This window comes from Aestuariimicrobium sp. p3-SID1156, assembly GCF_025144225.1.
Taxonomy (GTDB): domain Bacteria; phylum Actinomycetota; class Actinomycetes; order Propionibacteriales; family Propionibacteriaceae; genus Aestuariimicrobium.
The window spans coordinates 1-17,093 of the sequence record NZ_JALXXB010000002.1 but is presented as its reverse complement, the minus strand read 5'-3'; the positions used below and the strand labels follow the sequence as shown (position 1 = coordinate 17,093).

18 protein-coding genes are annotated in these 17,093 nt (G+C 67.6%); 8 read left to right on the top strand and 10 right to left on the bottom strand.

Annotated features, from left to right (window positions below; translation table 11 throughout):
* Positions 1–73 precede the first annotated feature (73 nt).
* The 4 genes from M3G03_RS02825 to M3G03_RS02810 all read right to left on the bottom strand — a co-directional run bounded on the left by M3G03_RS02825 (position 74) and on the right by M3G03_RS02810 (position 4,756).
* Complete coding sequence (locus tag M3G03_RS02825) at positions 74–1,672, bottom strand: hypothetical protein (protein WP_259807949.1); 1,599 nt, start codon at positions 1,670–1,672, stop codon at positions 74–76.
* Positions 1,648–2,484 carry an ABC transporter ATP-binding protein gene (locus M3G03_RS02820; RefSeq protein WP_259807948.1) on the bottom strand — a complete coding sequence of 279 codons (837 nt, stop codon included), beginning with the start codon at positions 2,482–2,484 and terminating at the stop codon, positions 1,648–1,650. The genes M3G03_RS02825 and M3G03_RS02820 overlap by 25 nt, the downstream gene beginning before the upstream one ends.
* 80 nt (positions 2,485–2,564) lie before the next feature.
* Complete coding sequence (locus tag M3G03_RS02815; RefSeq protein WP_259807947.1) at positions 2,565–3,155, bottom strand: carbohydrate-binding family 9-like protein; 591 nt, start codon at positions 3,153–3,155, stop codon at positions 2,565–2,567.
* On the bottom strand, positions 3,152–4,756 hold the full coding sequence (locus tag M3G03_RS02810; RefSeq protein WP_259807946.1) for an NAD(P)-dependent oxidoreductase: 1,605 nt from the start codon (positions 4,754–4,756) through the stop codon (positions 3,152–3,154). Before M3G03_RS02810 ends, M3G03_RS02815 begins: the two co-directional genes overlap by 4 nt.
* A 49-nt stretch (positions 4,757–4,805) precedes the next feature.
* Between M3G03_RS02810 and M3G03_RS02805 the strand changes: the two genes are divergently transcribed.
* Both M3G03_RS02805 and M3G03_RS02800 read left to right on the top strand, forming a co-directional pair.
* Complete coding sequence (locus M3G03_RS02805; protein ID WP_259807945.1) at positions 4,806–6,221, top strand: phosphoglucomutase/phosphomannomutase family protein; 1,416 nt, start codon at positions 4,806–4,808, stop codon at positions 6,219–6,221.
* A gap of 121 nt (positions 6,222–6,342) precedes the next feature.
* Positions 6,343–7,182 carry a DUF3152 domain-containing protein gene (locus tag M3G03_RS02800; RefSeq protein ID WP_259807944.1) on the top strand — a complete coding sequence of 280 codons (840 nt, stop codon included), beginning with the start codon at positions 6,343–6,345 and terminating at the stop codon, positions 7,180–7,182.
* 39 nt (positions 7,183–7,221) lie between these two features.
* Here M3G03_RS02800 and M3G03_RS02795 read toward each other — a convergent pair whose 3' ends face one another.
* Positions 7,222–7,788 carry a TetR/AcrR family transcriptional regulator gene (locus M3G03_RS02795; RefSeq protein ID WP_259807943.1) on the bottom strand — a complete coding sequence of 189 codons (567 nt, stop codon included), beginning with the start codon at positions 7,786–7,788 and terminating at the stop codon, positions 7,222–7,224.
* A 177-nt stretch (positions 7,789–7,965) separates the two neighbouring features.
* Between M3G03_RS02795 and M3G03_RS02790 the strand changes: the two genes are divergently transcribed.
* From M3G03_RS02790 to M3G03_RS02780, 3 genes are all read left to right on the top strand, one after another.
* On the top strand, positions 7,966–8,211 hold the full coding sequence (locus M3G03_RS02790; protein WP_259807942.1) for a hypothetical protein: 246 nt from the start codon (positions 7,966–7,968) through the stop codon (positions 8,209–8,211).
* 78 nt (positions 8,212–8,289) lie between these two features.
* A complete protein-coding gene (locus M3G03_RS02785; protein ID WP_259807941.1) occupies positions 8,290–9,492 on the top strand; it encodes a UDP-N-acetylglucosamine pyrophosphorylase in 1,203 nt (400 codons plus the stop codon).
* On the top strand, positions 9,489–10,175 hold the full coding sequence (locus M3G03_RS02780; protein WP_259807939.1) for a Pr6Pr family membrane protein: 687 nt from the start codon (positions 9,489–9,491) through the stop codon (positions 10,173–10,175). The genes M3G03_RS02785 and M3G03_RS02780 overlap by 4 nt, the downstream gene beginning before the upstream one ends.
* 63 nt (positions 10,176–10,238) lie before the next feature.
* Here M3G03_RS02780 and M3G03_RS02775 read toward each other — a convergent pair whose 3' ends face one another.
* The 4 genes from M3G03_RS02775 to M3G03_RS02760 form a co-directional block, all read right to left on the bottom strand.
* Complete coding sequence (locus M3G03_RS02775; protein WP_259807937.1) at positions 10,239–10,832, bottom strand: recombinase family protein; 594 nt, start codon at positions 10,830–10,832, stop codon at positions 10,239–10,241.
* 129 nt (positions 10,833–10,961) lie between these two features.
* Positions 10,962–11,780: an AAA family ATPase gene (locus M3G03_RS02770; RefSeq protein WP_017836498.1), complete on the bottom strand. Its 819-nt coding sequence runs from the start codon at positions 11,778–11,780 to the stop codon at positions 10,962–10,964.
* On the bottom strand, positions 11,777–13,177 hold the full coding sequence (locus tag M3G03_RS02765) for a Mu transposase C-terminal domain-containing protein (protein ID WP_017836497.1): 1,401 nt from the start codon (positions 13,175–13,177) through the stop codon (positions 11,777–11,779). Before M3G03_RS02765 ends, M3G03_RS02770 begins: the two co-directional genes overlap by 4 nt.
* A 1-nt stretch (position 13,178) precedes the next feature.
* Positions 13,179–13,781 carry a recombinase family protein gene (locus tag M3G03_RS02760; RefSeq protein ID WP_017836496.1) on the bottom strand — a complete coding sequence of 201 codons (603 nt, stop codon included), beginning with the start codon at positions 13,779–13,781 and terminating at the stop codon, positions 13,179–13,181.
* 332 nt (positions 13,782–14,113) lie between these two features.
* On the opposite strand from M3G03_RS02760, the gene M3G03_RS02755 reads away from it, so the two are divergent.
* The 3 genes from M3G03_RS02755 to M3G03_RS02745 are packed head-to-tail and all read left to right on the top strand — an operon-like array spanning position 14,114 to position 16,529.
* Complete coding sequence (locus M3G03_RS02755) at positions 14,114–15,613, top strand: MFS transporter (protein ID WP_259807930.1); 1,500 nt, start codon at positions 14,114–14,116, stop codon at positions 15,611–15,613.
* 17 nt (positions 15,614–15,630) lie between these two features.
* Positions 15,631–16,203 (top strand): TetR/AcrR family transcriptional regulator, encoded by a 573-nt coding sequence (locus M3G03_RS02750; protein ID WP_259807928.1) that lies wholly within the window; start codon positions 15,631–15,633, stop codon positions 16,201–16,203.
* Positions 16,200–16,529 carry a DUF3817 domain-containing protein gene (locus M3G03_RS02745; protein WP_042329407.1) on the top strand — a complete coding sequence of 110 codons (330 nt, stop codon included), beginning with the start codon at positions 16,200–16,202 and terminating at the stop codon, positions 16,527–16,529. The genes M3G03_RS02750 and M3G03_RS02745 overlap by 4 nt, the downstream gene beginning before the upstream one ends.
* 315 nt (positions 16,530–16,844) lie before the next feature.
* Here M3G03_RS02745 and M3G03_RS02740 read toward each other — a convergent pair.
* Positions 16,845–17,093 (bottom strand): cadmium resistance transporter (locus M3G03_RS02740; RefSeq protein ID WP_259807925.1); only part of this gene is annotated, 249 nt, incomplete at its 5' end.

The window sequence follows — 17,093 nt, the reverse complement described above, 5'->3', positions numbered from 1 at the left end:
TCCGCAAGAATACGCCGGGCCGCCGGTTGTCCCCAACCGATTTTCCCTCGGACGCCCGCAGCCGGGCGGAACCTCAGGCCTCTGCCCGCTTCGAGATCGCCTGCAGCAGCTCCGGCTGCCGGTTCCTGCCATACGCCGCGGCCAGAAGACAGCCACTCCAGCACAGCAGTGCCCCGACGGCCAGAGCGCCCAACCCCGACACCGACGGGATCCACGCGCTCCTCCGGTACAGCATCGACAGCACCACGAAGGGCCCGATGGCGATCCCCAGCACCGGGAAGACCACGAACTGCAGCACCACGGCCAGGAAGCCTGCCTGGTTCTGCGCCATCAGCGAGTCCTGGGAGTAGATGACCGGGTAGGGCGCGATCACCGACTGGACGCAGGCCAGCCCGAGGCACGCCAGCCCTGCGCCCAGCGACAGTCCGAGCACCGACACCACCAGGGAGGGTGCCAGCACCAGCGCCATCACGATCGAGGCGAGCCCCAGGACCGGCAGGTAGACCAGGATCCGGGCGAGCAACTTGCCCAGGATGTCCCCCGCGGCATCGTCGCCGGCGGCCACGTTCACCCACATCGAGCTGCCGTCGTAGCCGTACATGTTGGCGTTGCTCATCCCCACCAGCAGCGCCACCCCCACGATGATGAAGGCAGCCAGCGGCTGCCCACGCAACAGCACCATGGGCACCACCAGCCCGGCCAGTGCGAAGATCCCGAGCACGATGAGGCCCACACGCTGGGCGGGCTCGCGGAACATGGTCTTGAGGTCCAACCCGGTCACGGCACGCACCCTCGGGCGGAAACCCCTGAGCACCCCAGGAACCCACGGCTTGTCCGCCGAGACCCCCTTCACCGGTCCGTCACTCACCGGCGGGTTCACCATCACCCTGCGCAGCAGCACACCCCACGCGAAGATGATCGGCACCAGCAGCAGCACCCCGCCCGCAACTTCCAGCAGCCCACGCCCCACAACCCCGGAGTGACCGGCAAGCATGGCCTCGGCCGCGAACGAACTCGGCAACCACCGGGTCACCCCCGCAGCGATCTCGACCTCACGCTGCAGCTGTTCAGCACTCTGCCGGCTCGTGGTCTGGGCGATGATGTTGGGCAGCTGGCTCATCAGGATCACCACCAGCGGAATCGCCACCGCCATCACGTCACGGGTCCCCCGCTTGCGCATCCCCAACCCCACCAGGGACACCACCAGGCGCGAGATCAGCGCACACATCACCAGGAAGAGCAGCGCACCGAGCACCAGTACCGGCACCCCGAGCGGCGAGTCCGACAGCCCGATCACCGCGCCCACCAGCATCAACGCTGTGGCGAGCCCTCCCGGGCCGACCAGCGTGGACGCCCCCAGGCCCAGTGCCAGATCGCGCCTGGTAAGGGGCAGCAGACTGAACTTGGCAGGGTCTAGCGCGGCGTCCGTGCCGGCGACCGTGATAGGTCCGAGGAGCCACACCAGAAAGGCCAGCGCCAGGCCGATCTGCACGACGAAGCCCTGCCAGGGGTCGGGCATCCAGCGAAGCGCGATCCCGATCGCGAAGCCTCCGACACCCACGGCCAGCCCCATGACGGCGCCCAGGATCGCGCCGATCTTCTGGGTCAGGTTGCCGACCCGGAAGCCACCGAGGACCAGGGCCCACCTCAGTCGGAGGAATCTCCCAACCACGACAGCCTCCTCTCCAGCGCATCGGCAGGGGCACCCACCAACTGGACGAAACGGTCCTCCAGCGGCTGGCCCTGCCGCACCTGCTCCATCGGTCCCGCCGCGACGAGCTGGCCCTGGGCCATGATCGCGACATGGCTGCAGAGCTTCTCGACCATGTCCATCACGTGGCTCGAGAGCACCACCGTTGCGCCACGCTCCACCAGCCGCGACAGGACGTGTCGAATGGTTCGCGCCGAGACCGGGTCGACCGACTCCATCGGCTCATCCAGGAAGAGAACCCGCGGGTCGTGCAGCAGCGCCGCGGCCAGCGCGATCTTCTTGTGCATGCCGGAGCTGTAGTCGATCACGAGCTTGTCGGCGTCCCCGGACAGCTCGAGCACGGCCAGCAGGTCCTCACTGCGTTCCTTGATCAACTTCTCGTCCATGCCGCGCAGGAGTCCGTTGTAGAGCAGCAGTTCGCGCCCCGAGAGCCGCTCGAACATGCGTCGCTCATCGGGCAGGATGCCCATTCGGCGCTTGGCCTCCACCGGATCGGCCCAGACGTTGACGCCGTCCACGATCGCCTCGCCGATATCGGGCCTCAGCAGGCCGGTGGTCATCCGCAGCAGCGTGGTCTTGCCGGCGCCGTTCGGGCCGACGATGCCGAAGAAGCTCCCCCGCGGGATCGCCAGCCTGACCTGGTTCACCGCCACCTTGGCCCCGAATCGTTTCCCCAGGCCGTTGATCATGACCGCGGGCGCCCCTTGGTCAGGAGCGGGGCGCGGTGGTGTCGGCTGGGACACCGGCTGGGCGTCGTGAGGTGGGGCTTCCATGCCGCCAGCCTTTACCCGCGCGGGGCCAGTGGCAAGCCTCGCCCCGGCCTGCTGCGAGAAATCCGACCACGGGCGGAGGCTCAGGCCAGTTCGAGCCTGCCGAACTCCTCCGGACGGTGGAAAGCGGGGGTCTCGGCCGTAATCGGGTTCCACGCGCCGTAGTGCTCCACCTCGGTGTCGTCACCGCACTTGTAGAAGTTCGCTTCCATGATCGTGCCCGCAGTCAGCTCCACCGGCTCACGCCCCGCCACCTCGGCCAGCGCACTGAGCAACTCCGCGGGGACGGTCCAGGTGATCGACCACTGCCCCTCCTCCACATCGGCACGACAGCCCACCAGCAGGCGTTGCTCCGGGGTGAGGAATTCCCGATCAGCCACCGTCCCGAAGGCGGCGTAGAAGGTGCCCAGCGCGTTCGCCTCCAGGTTCAGATACAGCCCCGTCCCCGGCCAGGGCGCCAGGAACCATTCCAGGCACGAGTCCTTGTGCACCGGGTCATTGGGACGCGTGTAGGTCGCGCGCGGCTCGACTTCTGCGCAGACCATGCGGCAGGTCAACGCCTCGGGCGTCCACGACAGGATCGCGTGCGTCGCGGGGACACTGCCGGGAGCGGTCCACAGGGTGGTGTCGACCTCGGCTCGTCCCGGCGCGACAAGGCTGCGCTGCTCGTTCATGAGCTGACCGTATCGCCACCGGAGGCGTCCGGGTGCCACCACATCGGCGACATGTCCGCCTCAGCGCGCCAACCCAGCAACCGCTCGGCCCCACACTGCGGACGCCAGCCATGCGGCCCCCGCGCCCGCACCTCCACCGTCGGCGCCGAACTGGGCAGTTCCTCCACCGCCACCGCGGCAGCTACCGCCCGGGCACCGTCGTGCCAGTTCACCTGAAACTCGCTCCGCCGCAGGAACTCCGAGGCGTCCGGATCGTCGGGCACCGAGAAACCGGTGAACAGCACGATGCAGGCCGAGATGTCCCACTCCTCGGCCAGCACCCGCAGGGCCTCCTGGGCGAGGAACTGGGTGAGTGAGTAGAGATGGTCGCCGGGGCGCGGGGGCGCGTCACCGGGCACCCAGCGGTCCTCGTGGTAGCCGATCGGGTGCTGCCGCAGCGACAGCGCAGGCCCGCAGGTCACCAGCCGCCGGATGCCCCGAGCCCGCGCCGCATCGATGATGTGCAGCAGCCCGGCCAGGTTGACCTCCCAGGCCAGGACCGGGTCATGCCTGACCACGCCCATCGACACGATCGAGGTCGCTCCCTCGGACGCCGCCAGCACCTGCTCGGGGTCACGCACATCACAGACGCGCTGCTCGTGCGGTGCCGGCAGCCGAATCGCCGTCGGGACCCCAGAGCCCTCCTGTCGCACCGTCGTCCACTCCGCCGGGTCGAGCGCATCGCACTGCACCACCCGTGAGCGCTGCGCCAGCGCCTCGCTGGCCGGACCCCCGAGTGCCCCGCCGGCGCCGTAGAGGACGACCGCGTCGTCCTCGGGCAGGGCCCGGCTCACGGGCTGCGGCCAGTGGGTGTCGATCATGGTCGGACGCGGTCGCGGCCGGCGCTCGGAGCACGGGTGCTGCGGCGCGTAGCTGAAGGGCTCGTCCCCGGCGGTGGCCACGGGGTAGCGGCCACTGCCGTTGGTGATGTGCAGGACGCGCCAGCGGGTCCCCAACGGACCATGATCATCTCCGCGGGCAAGGGCTGCCGCCTGCACCGGCTCATCAACCAGGGTCACGCTGGTCGCCGTCGCGATGGCGGCCGCCGCGTCGTCGAGGTGCAGCTCGTCCCAGCCGGGCTCGTGGTCGACCAGGTCCCCCAGCCTCAGGACGCAGGCCTCGATCGGACGCGCCCGGGTGATCTCACGGCTGGTCAGCTCGGCCAGGTGGGCGATCAGCAGCGCCGGGTCATCACCCGGGAGCGGAGCGAATCGCTCGGTGATCATCCAACCCGGGTCGTAGCGGTCGAGCAGGTGCATGGTGGAGAGCTGCACATAGCGTGCCGGGGCCCGGTCCACCAGGATCCTCCAGACGTCGCGGCAGGCCAGCATGGTGTCCCACCGCGTCGGGTCACTCCGCCGGGGGTCGTGCACCACCACGTCAGCGGGTTCGATCGAGCATTCGTCCTCGATGACCTGGGCACCGGGCACCCGCGCCTGCACAGCGGCCACCAGTTCCGGTTCCAGCCCCCACAGCTTCACACCCATCCGCAGCTCCTCCTCGAACCCCGCGTGGAAGGCCATTGTGACCGAACCCTGGGCGTCCACAGGCGGGCTGAGCACTTTGGGGCCGAATGCCGGCCTCGGCAGAACCCACCTCTAGGTTGGGAGCATGATCGAATTCGGCACGGGCGGCTGGCGCGCCATCATCGCGGAGGGTTTCACCAAGCAGAATGTGCAGCTCCTGGGTCAGGGGCTGGCCCACCGGATGCACTCCGAGGGCGTCGCCGAACGCGGCATCGTCATCGGCTACGACCGGCGCTTCCTGTCGCGCGAGTCGGCCTGGTGGCTGGCGGCGGTGATGGTCGGCAACGGCATCCCCGTGACGGTGATCGACCGCGCCGCCCCGACCCCGATGATCATGTTCACTGTCCGCAGCAAGGACTGCGCCTACGGCATGGCAGTGACCGCCTCGCACAACCCGGCGGTCTACAACGGCATCAAGGTCTTCACCGAGGGCGGACGCGATGCCGATGCCGAGGTCACCGCCTCCCTGCAGGGCCAGATCTACGCGCTCACGCCGGAGGATGTGAAGACGGTCGCCCCGCACGAGCTCGAGGGCCACCCGCTGGTCACGGTGCAGAAGTCCATGAACTGGTACATCGACTCCATCCTGGAACAGATCGACACCGAGACCATCCGGCATGCCCACCTGAAGATCGTGCTCGACCCGATGTTCGGTGTCTCCCAGACCTGCCTGCAGACGATCCTGATGACCGCTCGCTGCGATGTCGAGGTGATCAACAACCGTCACGACACCCTCTTCGGGGGACGCCTGCCCTCCCCGAACATGGAGACCCTCCATGAGCTGCGGCAGAAGGTGGCTGAGTCGGATGCCGATCTGGGCATCGGCACCGACGGTGACGCCGACCGACTCGGCATCATCGACGACCAGGGCAACTACCTGTCGGCGAACCAGATCCTGGTGCTGCTCTACCGCTACCTGCTGGTCGAGAAGGGCTGGAGCGGTCCGGTGGTGCGCAACCTGGCCACCACCCACCTGCTGGACCGGGTCGCCGAGAAGCATGGCCAGAAGGCCTACGAGGTGCCGGTTGGCTTCAAGCACATCTCGGCGGGCATGGACAAGTACGACGCCATCATCGGCGGCGAGTCCTCCGGCGGGCTGACGGTGCGCGGGCACATCGCCGGCAAGGACGGGGTCTACGCCGCGTCCCTGCTGGTGGAGATGCTGGCCGCCAGCGGACGCCATCTCAGTGACCACTGGGGTGACATCGTCGCGGAGTACGGCAACCTCGAGATGGTCGAGACCGCCTGGAACTTCACCCCCGAACGTCGCCAGGAGCTGATGGACCAGCTCTTCGAGCGCCACGAGCTGCCGGACCTCGGCCGCGAGATCCAGCGGGTCTCCTATGACGACGGGGTGAAGGTCCTCCTCGCGGACGGCGCCTGGCTGGTGACGCGCTTCTCCGGCACGGAGCCGGTGCTGCGCATCGTCGCCGAGGACCTCGACGAGGCCGGCGCGTACGCCCTGGTCGATCAGATGGTCGGCTTCCTCGGCCTGCACTGAGCGCCCCTTCTCCCTACTACGCGCCGTAAGTTGTCACTCGGACCGACGACGTCGCTGGTCCGAGTTCTGAACCACGGCGCGTAGTAGCGAATGGGGGTGCCGAGTGGCGGACAATGGTGGCGTGACTTCCCCCTTGGCGCGTCGCGTCCAGCAGGCCCGTCTGCTCCGGACGCTCGGCATCGTCCTGGCATTCGTCCTCCTCGTTGCCGTCATCCGTGGCTGCACCGTCTCCAACCACGAGGGGACGCCGGCAGCACCGCCTGCCGGTGCGTCCTCCTCGCCTGTCGCGTCCAGTACGCCCCCCAGCCCCGGCCGGACGCCGGGCACGGCATCCCCCACAGCGCGGCCGAGCGCGTCCCCGAAGGTGACGCCGACCGCGACCCTGCCCCCCGGGGCCACCCGTGACCCGGACGGTTTCGTACGGTCGAACCTGGCCAGTACCAACAAGTACCGGACCTCCACCGTTGAGATGGCGACCACCCCGAACGCCCGCCGCTGGATCCTGATGGTGGAGTCCTCCGTGGACGTTGATGTCAATGCGACCGCACTGGAGGTGCAGAAGATCCTCGACGACCCGCGCAGCTGGCGCGGTGTCCGGCAGGGGCCGGGAGCTGGGCAACGTTTCCGCCTGGTCAAGGACGCCACGCAGGCCCAGCTCGTGGTGCGCCTGGCCAGCCCGACATCTGTGGATCGGCGATGCCCGCTGAAGACCCGCAGCCTGTGGTCCTGCGCCACCGGGCCGGAGGTGTTGGTCAACGCCGACCGCTGGATCTGGGCGACTCCAACCTATGCCGGCATCCCGCTCAGTGAGTACCGCGCCTACCTGATCAACCACGAGGTGGGGCACACGCTCGGGCTGGGGCATGTCGGGTGCGCGGGCAGGGGCAGGTTGGCACCGGTGATGATGCAGCAGTCCAAGGGAACCCAGGGATGCAAGCCGAACCCCTGGCCCGCCCCGTGACCAACCCGGGATCCCGGAGGGCCGCTGGCCGCGGCGACCTCAGCTGATCAGGAGACCGGATACGGCGCCCAGACAGCTCCCGACGACCTGATCGGGGTCGTCGCCCGCCTCCATGCGCTCGAAACCGGCGTCGAGGACGCGATGAATGATCGTGGCCACCAGCTCGGGATTCTCGGCACCGCTGGCGGCAATCTGCTCGTCCAGGACGGCTTCGAGGGCCGCATGGGCCTCGTCGAGGTCCTTGCGCTCGGCCGGAGCGATGCTGCCAGCGGTGCGCATGACCCAGGCCTGCCGGCCGGGAGCGCCCTCCTCCAGGGAGGCGCGGACGTAGGCCAGCACCTTGTCGCCCGGAGAATCGGCCTGCGCCATCGCCTCGCCGACGACCGTCCCCCATTGGGGCAGGTGACGGTTGAGCACCAGGATCCTCAGGTCCTCCACCGAGTCGACGTAGCGGTACAGCGAGTTGCGTGCGATGCCCGCCGCTGAGGCGACCTCTCCCGCGGTCAGCGGCGCCCCGGCCTGCAGGATGCGTTCGGCCGCATCGATCAGCTTGGCCTGCATCTGGGCGCGATGCTCCCGGACGCTGGCAGCTGCGATTCTGGGCACGACCCCACTCTAGAGGTCTAGATTTCCCCCTATGAACAGCAGGAACCAGGCGCGTGACATGGGGGACAGGGGGATGGGCCAGGCCCGGGGCGCGGCCCGCGAGATCCAGCGCCCGCCACGCCAAGCAGGCCTGAGACCGGGACGCAGGGTCGGCCCAACCGCCCGTATCCTTCAGCCATGGCCGAGACTCGCAAATTCGACCCCTCAGCGGGCAGCGACATCGCCCAGGCCCTGAGGAAGGCCATGGGCGAGCCGGTGCGCCCGAACACTCCCGGGCAGACCGAGGCATCCCCAAACTCGGGGGCGCGCAAGCCGGTGCAGTCCGGCCCGCGGGTCACCTCCGGCGCGATCTGGGATCCCTTCCTCAAGACCCAACCGGGCAAACCCACCAAGCCGCCGGCTCCCGGACCCCTCGCCGGGTGACAGCCGTTCTGACGCTGCTGGAGGGTCGGGCAGTCTAGGCTCGGTGCCACGTGCTGGACCGTCAGGAAGGCAACCCACATGCAGGAACCGCGCGGCTTCGACAAGGCGCAGGCCCTCATCGACAAGGGGGTCAGCATCCCCAACCCGTGGACGATCGACATCGCCGATGACGTCACGGTGGATCGCATCAGCGGTGAGGGTGTGGTGCTCCACCCGGGGACGCGGCTGCGGGGCGCCAAGACGGTCATCTCCGCCGGGTGCATCCTCGGCGCGGAGGGGCCGGTGACGGTCGAGAACTGCTGGCTGGGCCCGAGGGTCGAGCTCAAGGGCGGCTACTTCTCGACGTCGGTCTTCCTGGCCGGATCATCGATGACCCTGGGCGCGCATGTGCGCGAGGGCTCGATCCTGGAGGAGGAGGCCTCCGGCGCGCATACGGTGGGGTTGAAGCAGACGATCCTGTTCCCCTATGTCACGCTCGGTTCCTTGATCAACTTCTGTGACGTGATGATGGCCGGCGGCTCCTCCCGCAAGGACCACTCCGAGGTCGGCTCAAGCTACATCCACTTCAACTTCACCCCCGACGGTGACAAGACCACTGCCTCCCTGTTCGGCGACGTCCCGCGCGGGGTGCTGCTGGACCAGAAGCCGATCTTCCTGGGTGGCCAGGGCGGCTCGGTCGGGCCGGTGACCACCGGCTTCGGCGTGGTCGTGGGTGCCGGGTCGATCCTGCGTGAGGACGTCGAGGACGATGACGTGCTGCTCGTTCCCGAGGTCGTCTCCGGCCTGCGGCGGCCGAACAAGCGACACAGCTACCGCAAGCTCAACAGCCTGCTGGAGAAGAACCTCACCTACATCGCCTCGCTCGTCGCGCTGGAGAACTGGTACCGGCAGGTGCGCGCGCTCTTCTTCGCACAACAGGAGTTCGGCCGCGAGGTGCTCGACGGGGCACTGGAGCAGCTGGCGTCCGGGCAGAACGAGCGGCTCAAGCGGCTCAAGGCTCTGGTCAGCAAGCTCCAGCCCAGCGACGAGGGACGCCAGCAGCTCATCGACAACTGCCAGGCCATGCTCGACGGGTGCGTGGGAGTGAGGGTCGAGGCGCCTGCCGAGGTGATCACGGCCCTGCAGCAGCGTGCGGACGCTGGCGACGACTACCTCACCGCCATCCATGGGCTGTCGGATGCCGAGAAGCAGCTTGTCACAGGCTGGTTGGACGAGGTCATCGCGATCGTGCGGCGACGCTCAGCCGAGGCAGTGCCCGCGCTCGGCCTGTTCTCGGCATGAGCTCGACGGAGCGCCCGCAGCTGCGCTGGGAGCCGGTGGCGCGGGTCTGTTTCGCGATCCTGGGAACGCTGGCGCTGCTCGGCTGCCTGCTCTCGCTACGCACTGGGTGGCTGACCGAGTCAACGATGATGGAGGGGGCGGGCTTCCACCACATCTTCCCGGCGGGCTGGCCGCACCTGGCGAACCAGCCGATGTACTTCACCTTCATGTCGAATGCCCTGCTGGCAGTGACGGGGTGGACGCTGGCGCTGCGACCTCGGGCATCCTCGACGCTTTTCCACGTGCTGCACCTGTGCGGGCTGGTCTGCATCATCATCACGGGGGTGGTCTTCAACCTGCTGTTGCGCAGCGACGACCCGATGACGCCGCTGCAACGGTTTCACGACGGGGTCCAGCACATCGCCACCCCGATCCTGGCGCCGGTGCTGTGGCTGGTCTTCGGTCCGCGGGGGCGGGTGAGCTGGCGGCGGATCGGGCTGGCCTCGCTCATCCCGATCGTCTGGCTGGTGGTGACCATGGTCCGCGGGGCGATCATCGACTGGTACCCCTACGGCATCCTCGACGTGCCCAAGCTCGGCTACGCGGGGGTGTCGGTGTGGGTGGTGTCGATCCTCGCCTTCTACTTCCTGGTTGCCGGGGTGCTCTGGTGGGTCGACCGGGGACGCGCTCCACGTCCACGATGAACAGGTTGCCCTGGTGCATCCAGTCGGTGACCGCTTGAACCAGGTGCGGGGTGCAGGGCCGGATCATTGCGGGCTCTCCAGCGCGGCGGAGCCGGGCCTCTTGCTCTGGATGATGCGGTAGACCGTTGCTCGTGACACTCCGTAGGCCTCCACCAGCTGGGCCACGGTGTATTCCCCCGACTCATGGTCACGCACCAGGTGGGCCTTGCGAAGGGGTGAGAGCTTTGCCTTCCCACCGGGCAGCCGCCCGGCTCGCCGGGCGTGTTCGATGCCCTCGGCAGTGCGCGCGCGGATCAGGTCCGCCTCGAACTCCGCGATCATGGCCAAGGCGTTGAACAACAATCGACCCATGGGATCTCGCGGGTTGTACGTCGCGCCCCCCAGGTTCAGCGTCACTCCCCCGGCCTCCAGCTCGCCGGCGATGTCGCGAGCATCGGGAACCGATCGCGCCAGCCGGTCGAGCTTGGTCACCACCAGCTCATCCCCGCTCCTGCAGGCGGCCAGCGCCTCGCGCAGCCCGGGCCGGTCACGGTTCCTCCCCGTCAGACCATGATCGCTGTAGATGCGCTGCAACGGCACCCCGAGCGCGGCGAGCTGCTCACGCTGGACCTCCAGGTCCTGGCCATGAGTGCTCACCCGCGCGTACCCCACCTTCATCGCCCCACACCTCCCGCTCGCACGTCTCAACTGACGCTCCTTCGTGAGAATCTAGTGTGAGACGGGTTCGTGATGTGACTTTCGCTGTTAAATGGCGGTGTTCTGTCGATGCTCAGTGGCGGTCTTTGTTCAGGTGGTGCCGATGACGAGGGTGCTGGCGGCGGCTTCGATGACGTCGTTGGTGATGGTGTCGAGCTCGTTGATCTTCAGGACGCGCTCGATCTGCGGGAAGAGCCGCTCCAGCAGTCGGAAGTTCCCGCGGGTGATGCGGGTGATGGAAGCGATGGCTTGCGCGTCGGTGAAGTCCTCGGGGTCGAGGGTCTTGCCCAGGGAGCGCCAGTGGCGCTGGAGGACGAACAGCAGCTCGTCCGTGCCCAGGGGCCGGTATTGGTGGGCGAAGCCGACACGACTGTAGAACTGCGGGTAGTGGCTGAACTGCTTCTCCAGGCCGGGCATGCCGATCAGGATCAAGGCGATGTTGTCGCGGTCGTAGCGATCGCGCAGCAGCTCCAGCGCGGTGGGGCGGAGCCGTTCGGACTCATCGACGATGACCAGCTGCACGTGGTTCCTGCCGTGCCGTCGGCCCCACGTCTGCGGGGTGATCTGACCGACTGCCTCCAGATGCTGCTCGATGCAGATATTGGTGCGGGTGATCGCCTGGTCGAGTTCATCCTTCAGCACCCGTGGGGTGGTGAGCACGCTGGGGGTGTAGAGCACGGTACGACTCCGAGCGAGGGCGGCGTAGATCTTGGCGTCGCTGTCGGCGCGCGGACCCCAATAGGTCAGCAGGTCATAGGCCTTCTCCCAGTGGGCGTAGCGGCGCGCGGAGAGTGTCTTGCCCACCCCGGCCGGTCCGAAGCACAGACCGATGGTGTGGCCGCGGCGGACAGCGTCGGCGAACTCGGTGAAGCGGCGGTGCTCTTTGGTCACGATGAAGCGCTGGCTCACCTCAAGTCCTCCTTGTAGACTTTCAGCTTCCGCTTCGGTGCTGGGGCTGGCGGCTCGGCTGTCGATGGCGTCTCAGTGGTGTGCGCGGCTACGACGGCAATGCGTTCATTGATGCCTTGGCGCAGGGCGCGACGGCGCGCGTTGCGGGCAGCCTGGATCTCCTTGAGACTGATCTTCTCGTCGTGATGGTCCTGGTTGACGGCCTTGCACAGGAACTCGTCGTGGTCGAACACGCGGATCTCAGTGATATCGCGCGGGTCGTAGCGGATCACCACCGGCCGTCCGACGTAGCCGGCCAGCGTCGGGGAGACGTAGCGCAGCCCCTGGAAGCGGATGCCATCACGGCGCACCACCCGGGACTGGGCGACCGTGAGCAGCAGCCCGTCGAGGTCTTCCAGGCTCTCGGGCATGCGCGGCAGCCAGCCCTCGGCGATCCACGCGGTGCGCGGCGAGGCACCGAGCTCGCTGTGGGTCCGGTCGTTGTAGGTGGCCACGAACCCCTCCACCGCGCTGTCGAGCTCGGCCAGGGACAGCTTCGGCGTCGGCGCGGGATGGCCCTCGGTGATGTGGCCGGGCAGGTCAGCGAGAAGCTCGGTGTTGACGGTGCCGAAGAACCGCTCGATCTTGCCCCGGCCCTGGGGACGGGCGACGGTGGAGTGGATCAGCCGGATGTGCAGGTCAACAGCGGTGCCGGCGAGGTGGCGGCTGATGAAGTCACTGCCGTGGTCGACATAGAGCACGTCCGGCAGCCCGCACATCGGCCACGCGGGGTCGCTCTTGTGCCAGATAGCCTGCCGCAGCGCCAGGGCGGTGTTCATCGCGGACGGCGCACCCAGGAAGACGGTGTAGCCGCAGATCGCGCGGGAGCAGTCATCGAGGATCGTCGTCAGCCAGGGGCGGACTGGTTTGCCGTCGGTGCCCACCACGAGAATGTCGAGCAGCGTGTGGTCACTTTGCCACATCGCATTCGGTTGTTCGGCGTGCCGGCGCAGCACCAGTTCGTGCTTGTCCCGGTAGGACGCCGCGCCCTCCAGGGCTAGGGTGACCATGCCCGGATCGAGGGCACCCGCGATCGAGCGGACCACCCCGTAGGAAGGCACCGGCCACCCTCGGGTACCGCAGATGTCGGTGACCTTGCGGTGGATCGTGGCGATCGCGGGCCGGGGCTTGCTGAGCGCCAGGCCCTCGATCAACCGCACGAGCTCCCTGGGCAGATGGTGGGCGCCGGCGTCCGAGCGCTGGCCTGTCTCCAGGCCCGCGTACCCGTCGGCACGGTAGCGGGCGTGCCAGCGCTCCAGGGTGCGCAGGCTGATCCCGGTCTCCCGGGCCAGGGCGCTCAGCGGGATACCGTCCTCGACGTGCAGCCGCAGGATGCGCCACCGCGCCGGCCCGTCCACCTCACACCTGCTCGGCGACGGCCTCGCGGGCACGGGCCGCCTGCCGATGGCGATAGAGCGTCGCCCGGGACCAGCCGACGAGTCGGGCGGCGTCCTCGGCGGTGCGGCCCTTCGCGCGGGCATCGCCCGCGATTTCGAGCTTCTCCGCGATCACGGCCGGGTCGACCGGGGGTCGGCCGAAGCGGGTGCCGTTCTGCTTCGCCGCGGCGATCCCCGCATTGACGCGTTCGGTGATCAGCTCGCGCTCATACTCGGCCAAGGTCGCGAGCATGCCCAGCATCATCCGGCCCGATGTCGTCTCCGGGTCGATCCCGTCCGAGACCGATCTGATCTTCACGCCCTGGCCGCGCAGCAGCGTGACCGTATTCAGGACGTCGAGCAGGGACCGGCCCAGCCGGTCGATGCGCCACACCACCACCGTGTCGCCGTCCTCGGCGTAGTCCAGCAGACGTTTCATCCCCGGTCGCTCGATCGCGGTCCGGCTACCCGAGGTCACATCGGAGAACACGTCCCGCTTCTGCACCCCGCCCTCCACCAGCGCATCGACTTGCAGCTGCGCGTCCTGCGTCGCCGTGCTCACCCGCGTATATCCCAGAAGCCTCATACCCCCAGCATGGTGCAGAAAGTCCTGGAAGTCACCGCCTTGAGGCACTTTCCGTCGAGACGACTTCGCAAGACAATCCCGAGAGCGCGTTCACGCAGGAAGCGAACCTGAGGCCGACCACCCGCTGAAAGTCTCATAAACCTGTACCCAACTGAGGCACCAGCTCGTCCGGTTTTGCCTGCATCGAAGTGCCGCGCCTTCGCTCTAAAACCTTCCAAGCTTCGCCGCCCGCACGCCATGCATAGCGCGCGCCGTGAGTCTCTCCCTCCGTCGACTTAACTACACCATCCATCCGGTACAGTTATGTCGTTCACGACGAGGGGAAGACGCGCATGTCCGCGATGACGAAGAGGCGACGCTGGTCGCTGCTGGTGACGGTTGGAGCAGGTCTGCTGCTGATCACCTTGGATAACTCGATTCTCTACACGGCCCTGCCGACGCTGACTGAGGAACTGCAGGCTTCGAACACACAGAACCTCTGGATCATCAATGCCTACCCCCTGGTGATGGCGGGGCTGTTGCTGGGCAGCGGAACCCTGGGGGATCGCATCGGCCACACGCGGATGTTTGTTGTCGGTCTGGTGATCTTCGGACTGGCTTCCCTGCTGGCAGCGTTCGCTCCGTCACCCGAGGTCCTGATCGCTGCGCGTGCTGTGCTCGCTGTCGGTGCGGCAGCGATGATGCCGGCCACCCTGGCGCTGATCCGCACCACTTTCACGGTCGAGCGTGAGCGCAATATCGCCATCGCGGTCTGGGGAAGTATGTCGGTCATCGGGTTCGCCCTCGGCCCGATTATTGGCGGCACACTCCTTGAGTTCTTCTGGTGGGGCTCGGTGTTCTTGATCAACGTGCCCGTTGTGGTGCTGGCGCTGGTCGCTACCTGGCTGATCCGCCCGGCCAACGACCCGGATCCCTCGAAGCGATGGGATGCCATCTCCTCGATCTTGGTGATGATCGGGCTTGTCGGAACGGTGATGGCCATCAAAGAGATCGGCCACGCGCCGCCCTCGGCAACGACCATCATTGTTGCGCTGCTCGTTGCTGCCATCGGGTTCTGGCTGTTCGTGCGCCGTCAGCGAGGTATGGAGCAACCTCTGTTGGAGTTCTCCATCTTCGGCAACCCGGCGTTCACTGCCGGAGTGCTGGCCGCGTCGTTCGCGATGTTCGCGATCGGGGGCATCCAGCTCGTCACCACGCAGCGATTCCAGCAGGTCGCCGGATTCAGCCCGCTGGAAGCTGGGCTCTTGGTCGCCGCGGCCGCCGTGGGCGCGTTGCCGACAGCGCTCCTGGGGGGCGCGTTCCTGCACCGCACCGGACTGCTCGCGCTCATCACCGGCGGTCTCGCCTTCGCCGCCGGCGGCGTCGTGGTGACGGTCATCGGATTCCAGTCGTCCTTCGGCGTGCTGATCCTCGGACTGCTGTTGACCGGAGCTGGTATCGGAGCCGCCTTGGCGGTCGCCTCCACCGCGATTATCGGGAACGTGCCGGTGCGCCGAGCAGGCATGGCCGCCTCGATCGAAGAAGTCTCCTACGAGTTCGGCAGCCTCATTGCAGTGTCCGTGCTCGGGAGCCTGCTCACGGCTATCTACGGCGCACGCGTCGTTCTACCCGACGGCGCCCCGGACGCGGCTGGCAACAGCATCGCTGAGGCACAGGCTGCTGCGCAGGGTGACGCAGAGATCCTCCAGGCGGCGGCGACGGCTTTCGACTCCGCCTACCTCGTTGTGATGCTGGTCGTCGCAGTCGTTCTCGCGGTGGGCGCAGTCATCACCGGAGTGCTTCTGCGCCGGTACCTGCCTGGCACCCAGTCACAGCTGCACTCCGAGCACTGACCGAGAAAGGACCGCCCATGCGGACCAGTAAACGGGACACGATCCTCAAGGCCGCCCTCAGCGTTGTCGAGACCGACGGCGTCACGGCGCTCACGTACGAATCCGTCGCCGCCGCCTCCGGACTCACCAAAGGCGGGCTGCTCTACCACTTCCCCTCGAAGGACGCCATGATGCTCGCGCTGCACGAACATCAAGCCCAGCACTGGGACGAGGAGATGATCCACGCACTGGGCAAGGACCCGGATGAGGCATCGCAGGATGAGCGACTCGCCGCCTATGCCCGAGTCAGCGCCCGCGGCGCCACCGGCGCGGAGTTACTGCTTATACTCGAAGCGAGCACCCACAGCGAGCTCAGCAAGCCGTGGAAACGAGTCATCACTCGCTGGGTCCCCGACCCCGCCAGCATCGACCCGACCGACCCTCGGGCACTGCAGAAGATGGTCGCCTACCTCGCTGCCGACGGTCTTTGGCTCAGCGAATCCGTCGGCGCGATCCCACTACCCCACCAGCTGCGCGCCGCGCTGGCAGAGCACCTCGCCCGCTCCGTCGCGGACGCAGACGAACTCCCGAGCAACGAGGCGAACCAATGAGCGCAAGCACCCAGCAGCGTTATGGACTTCCGCTTGTGGCAAGAGTCTCCATCGTCGCGGCCTTTCTCGAAGCCTTCACCTGGGCTGGTCTGCTCGCGGGGATGTTCCTCAAGTACGTGACGGGCACAACCGACGTGGGTGTCAGCATCTTCGGCGCCCTGCACGGCGGCATGTTCCTCATCTACCTCGCCATAGCGCTCATCACCGCCATCACCCTGCGGTGGCCATGGCGGGTCACTGCTCTCTCGATCATCGCCGCGGTACCGCCACTGACGACCATTCCCCTGGAGATCTGGCTACGTCGACGAGGACACCTCAGCTGCTGACGATGGCACTGCCGCCCTCGCATCGGCGGCAGGACTCTCGACCACGGACGGCCAGACCACGCTTGTCATCGGTACCACCAACTAAAGCCGCCACGGAGCATCGACAGAACACCGCCATTTACCGGCGAAGGTCACATTCGTGAGACAGGACGCGCGCCGGAATGCTGTGGCTTCGTTCGCTTGGTGGCGGGGTATTTGCAGCGCTCCGTGGCGGTCTTGTTGCCGCGATCACGCAGGACTGGCTGCAGGTAGGTGTCGCGGTCTGAACCGAGAGGGGTGTGCCCGGTCGGGGCCGTTTGGATCGCTGCCGCTACGTCAGAGTCCGAAGGCTCCGCCGCTGACGAGGATCACGATGCCGAGGCCGATCAGGACGATGGGGAACAGGATGTCTTCCCAGCGCTCGAGGACTTCAGCGATCGGCGGCCGGGTGGCGACGAACTTTGCCAGGGCCACCAGGACCGCGACGAGCGCGAGGAAGACGATGCAGTAGGCGACCACTGCGATGGGTTCCACGCTGACGAAGACAGGGACATAGACGCCGATGTTGTCGCCACCGTTGGCGAA

Coding starts and splice junctions, on each gene's coding strand:
- M3G03_RS02820 (WP_259807948.1), bottom strand. CDS start 2,484: ATGGAAGCCCCACCTCACGACGCCCAGCCGGTGTCCCAGCCGACACCA.
- M3G03_RS02815 (WP_259807947.1), bottom strand. CDS start 3,155: ATGAACGAGCAGCGCAGCCTTGTCGCGCCGGGACGAGCCGAGGTCGAC.
- M3G03_RS02805 (WP_259807945.1), top strand. CDS start 4,806: ATGATCGAATTCGGCACGGGCGGCTGGCGCGCCATCATCGCGGAGGGT.
- M3G03_RS02790 (WP_259807942.1), top strand. CDS start 7,966: ATGGCCGAGACTCGCAAATTCGACCCCTCAGCGGGCAGCGACATCGCC.
- M3G03_RS02785 (WP_259807941.1), top strand. CDS start 8,290: ATGCAGGAACCGCGCGGCTTCGACAAGGCGCAGGCCCTCATCGACAAG.
- M3G03_RS02780 (WP_259807939.1), top strand. CDS start 9,489: ATGAGCTCGACGGAGCGCCCGCAGCTGCGCTGGGAGCCGGTGGCGCGG.
- M3G03_RS02775 (WP_259807937.1), bottom strand. CDS start 10,832: ATGAAGGTGGGGTACGCGCGGGTGAGCACTCATGGCCAGGACCTGGAG.
- M3G03_RS02760 (WP_017836496.1), bottom strand. CDS start 13,781: ATGAGGCTTCTGGGATATACGCGGGTGAGCACGGCGACGCAGGACGCG.
- M3G03_RS02755 (WP_259807930.1), top strand. CDS start 14,114: ATGTCCGCGATGACGAAGAGGCGACGCTGGTCGCTGCTGGTGACGGTT.
- M3G03_RS02750 (WP_259807928.1), top strand. CDS start 15,631: ATGCGGACCAGTAAACGGGACACGATCCTCAAGGCCGCCCTCAGCGTT.
- M3G03_RS02745 (WP_042329407.1), top strand. CDS start 16,200: ATGAGCGCAAGCACCCAGCAGCGTTATGGACTTCCGCTTGTGGCAAGA.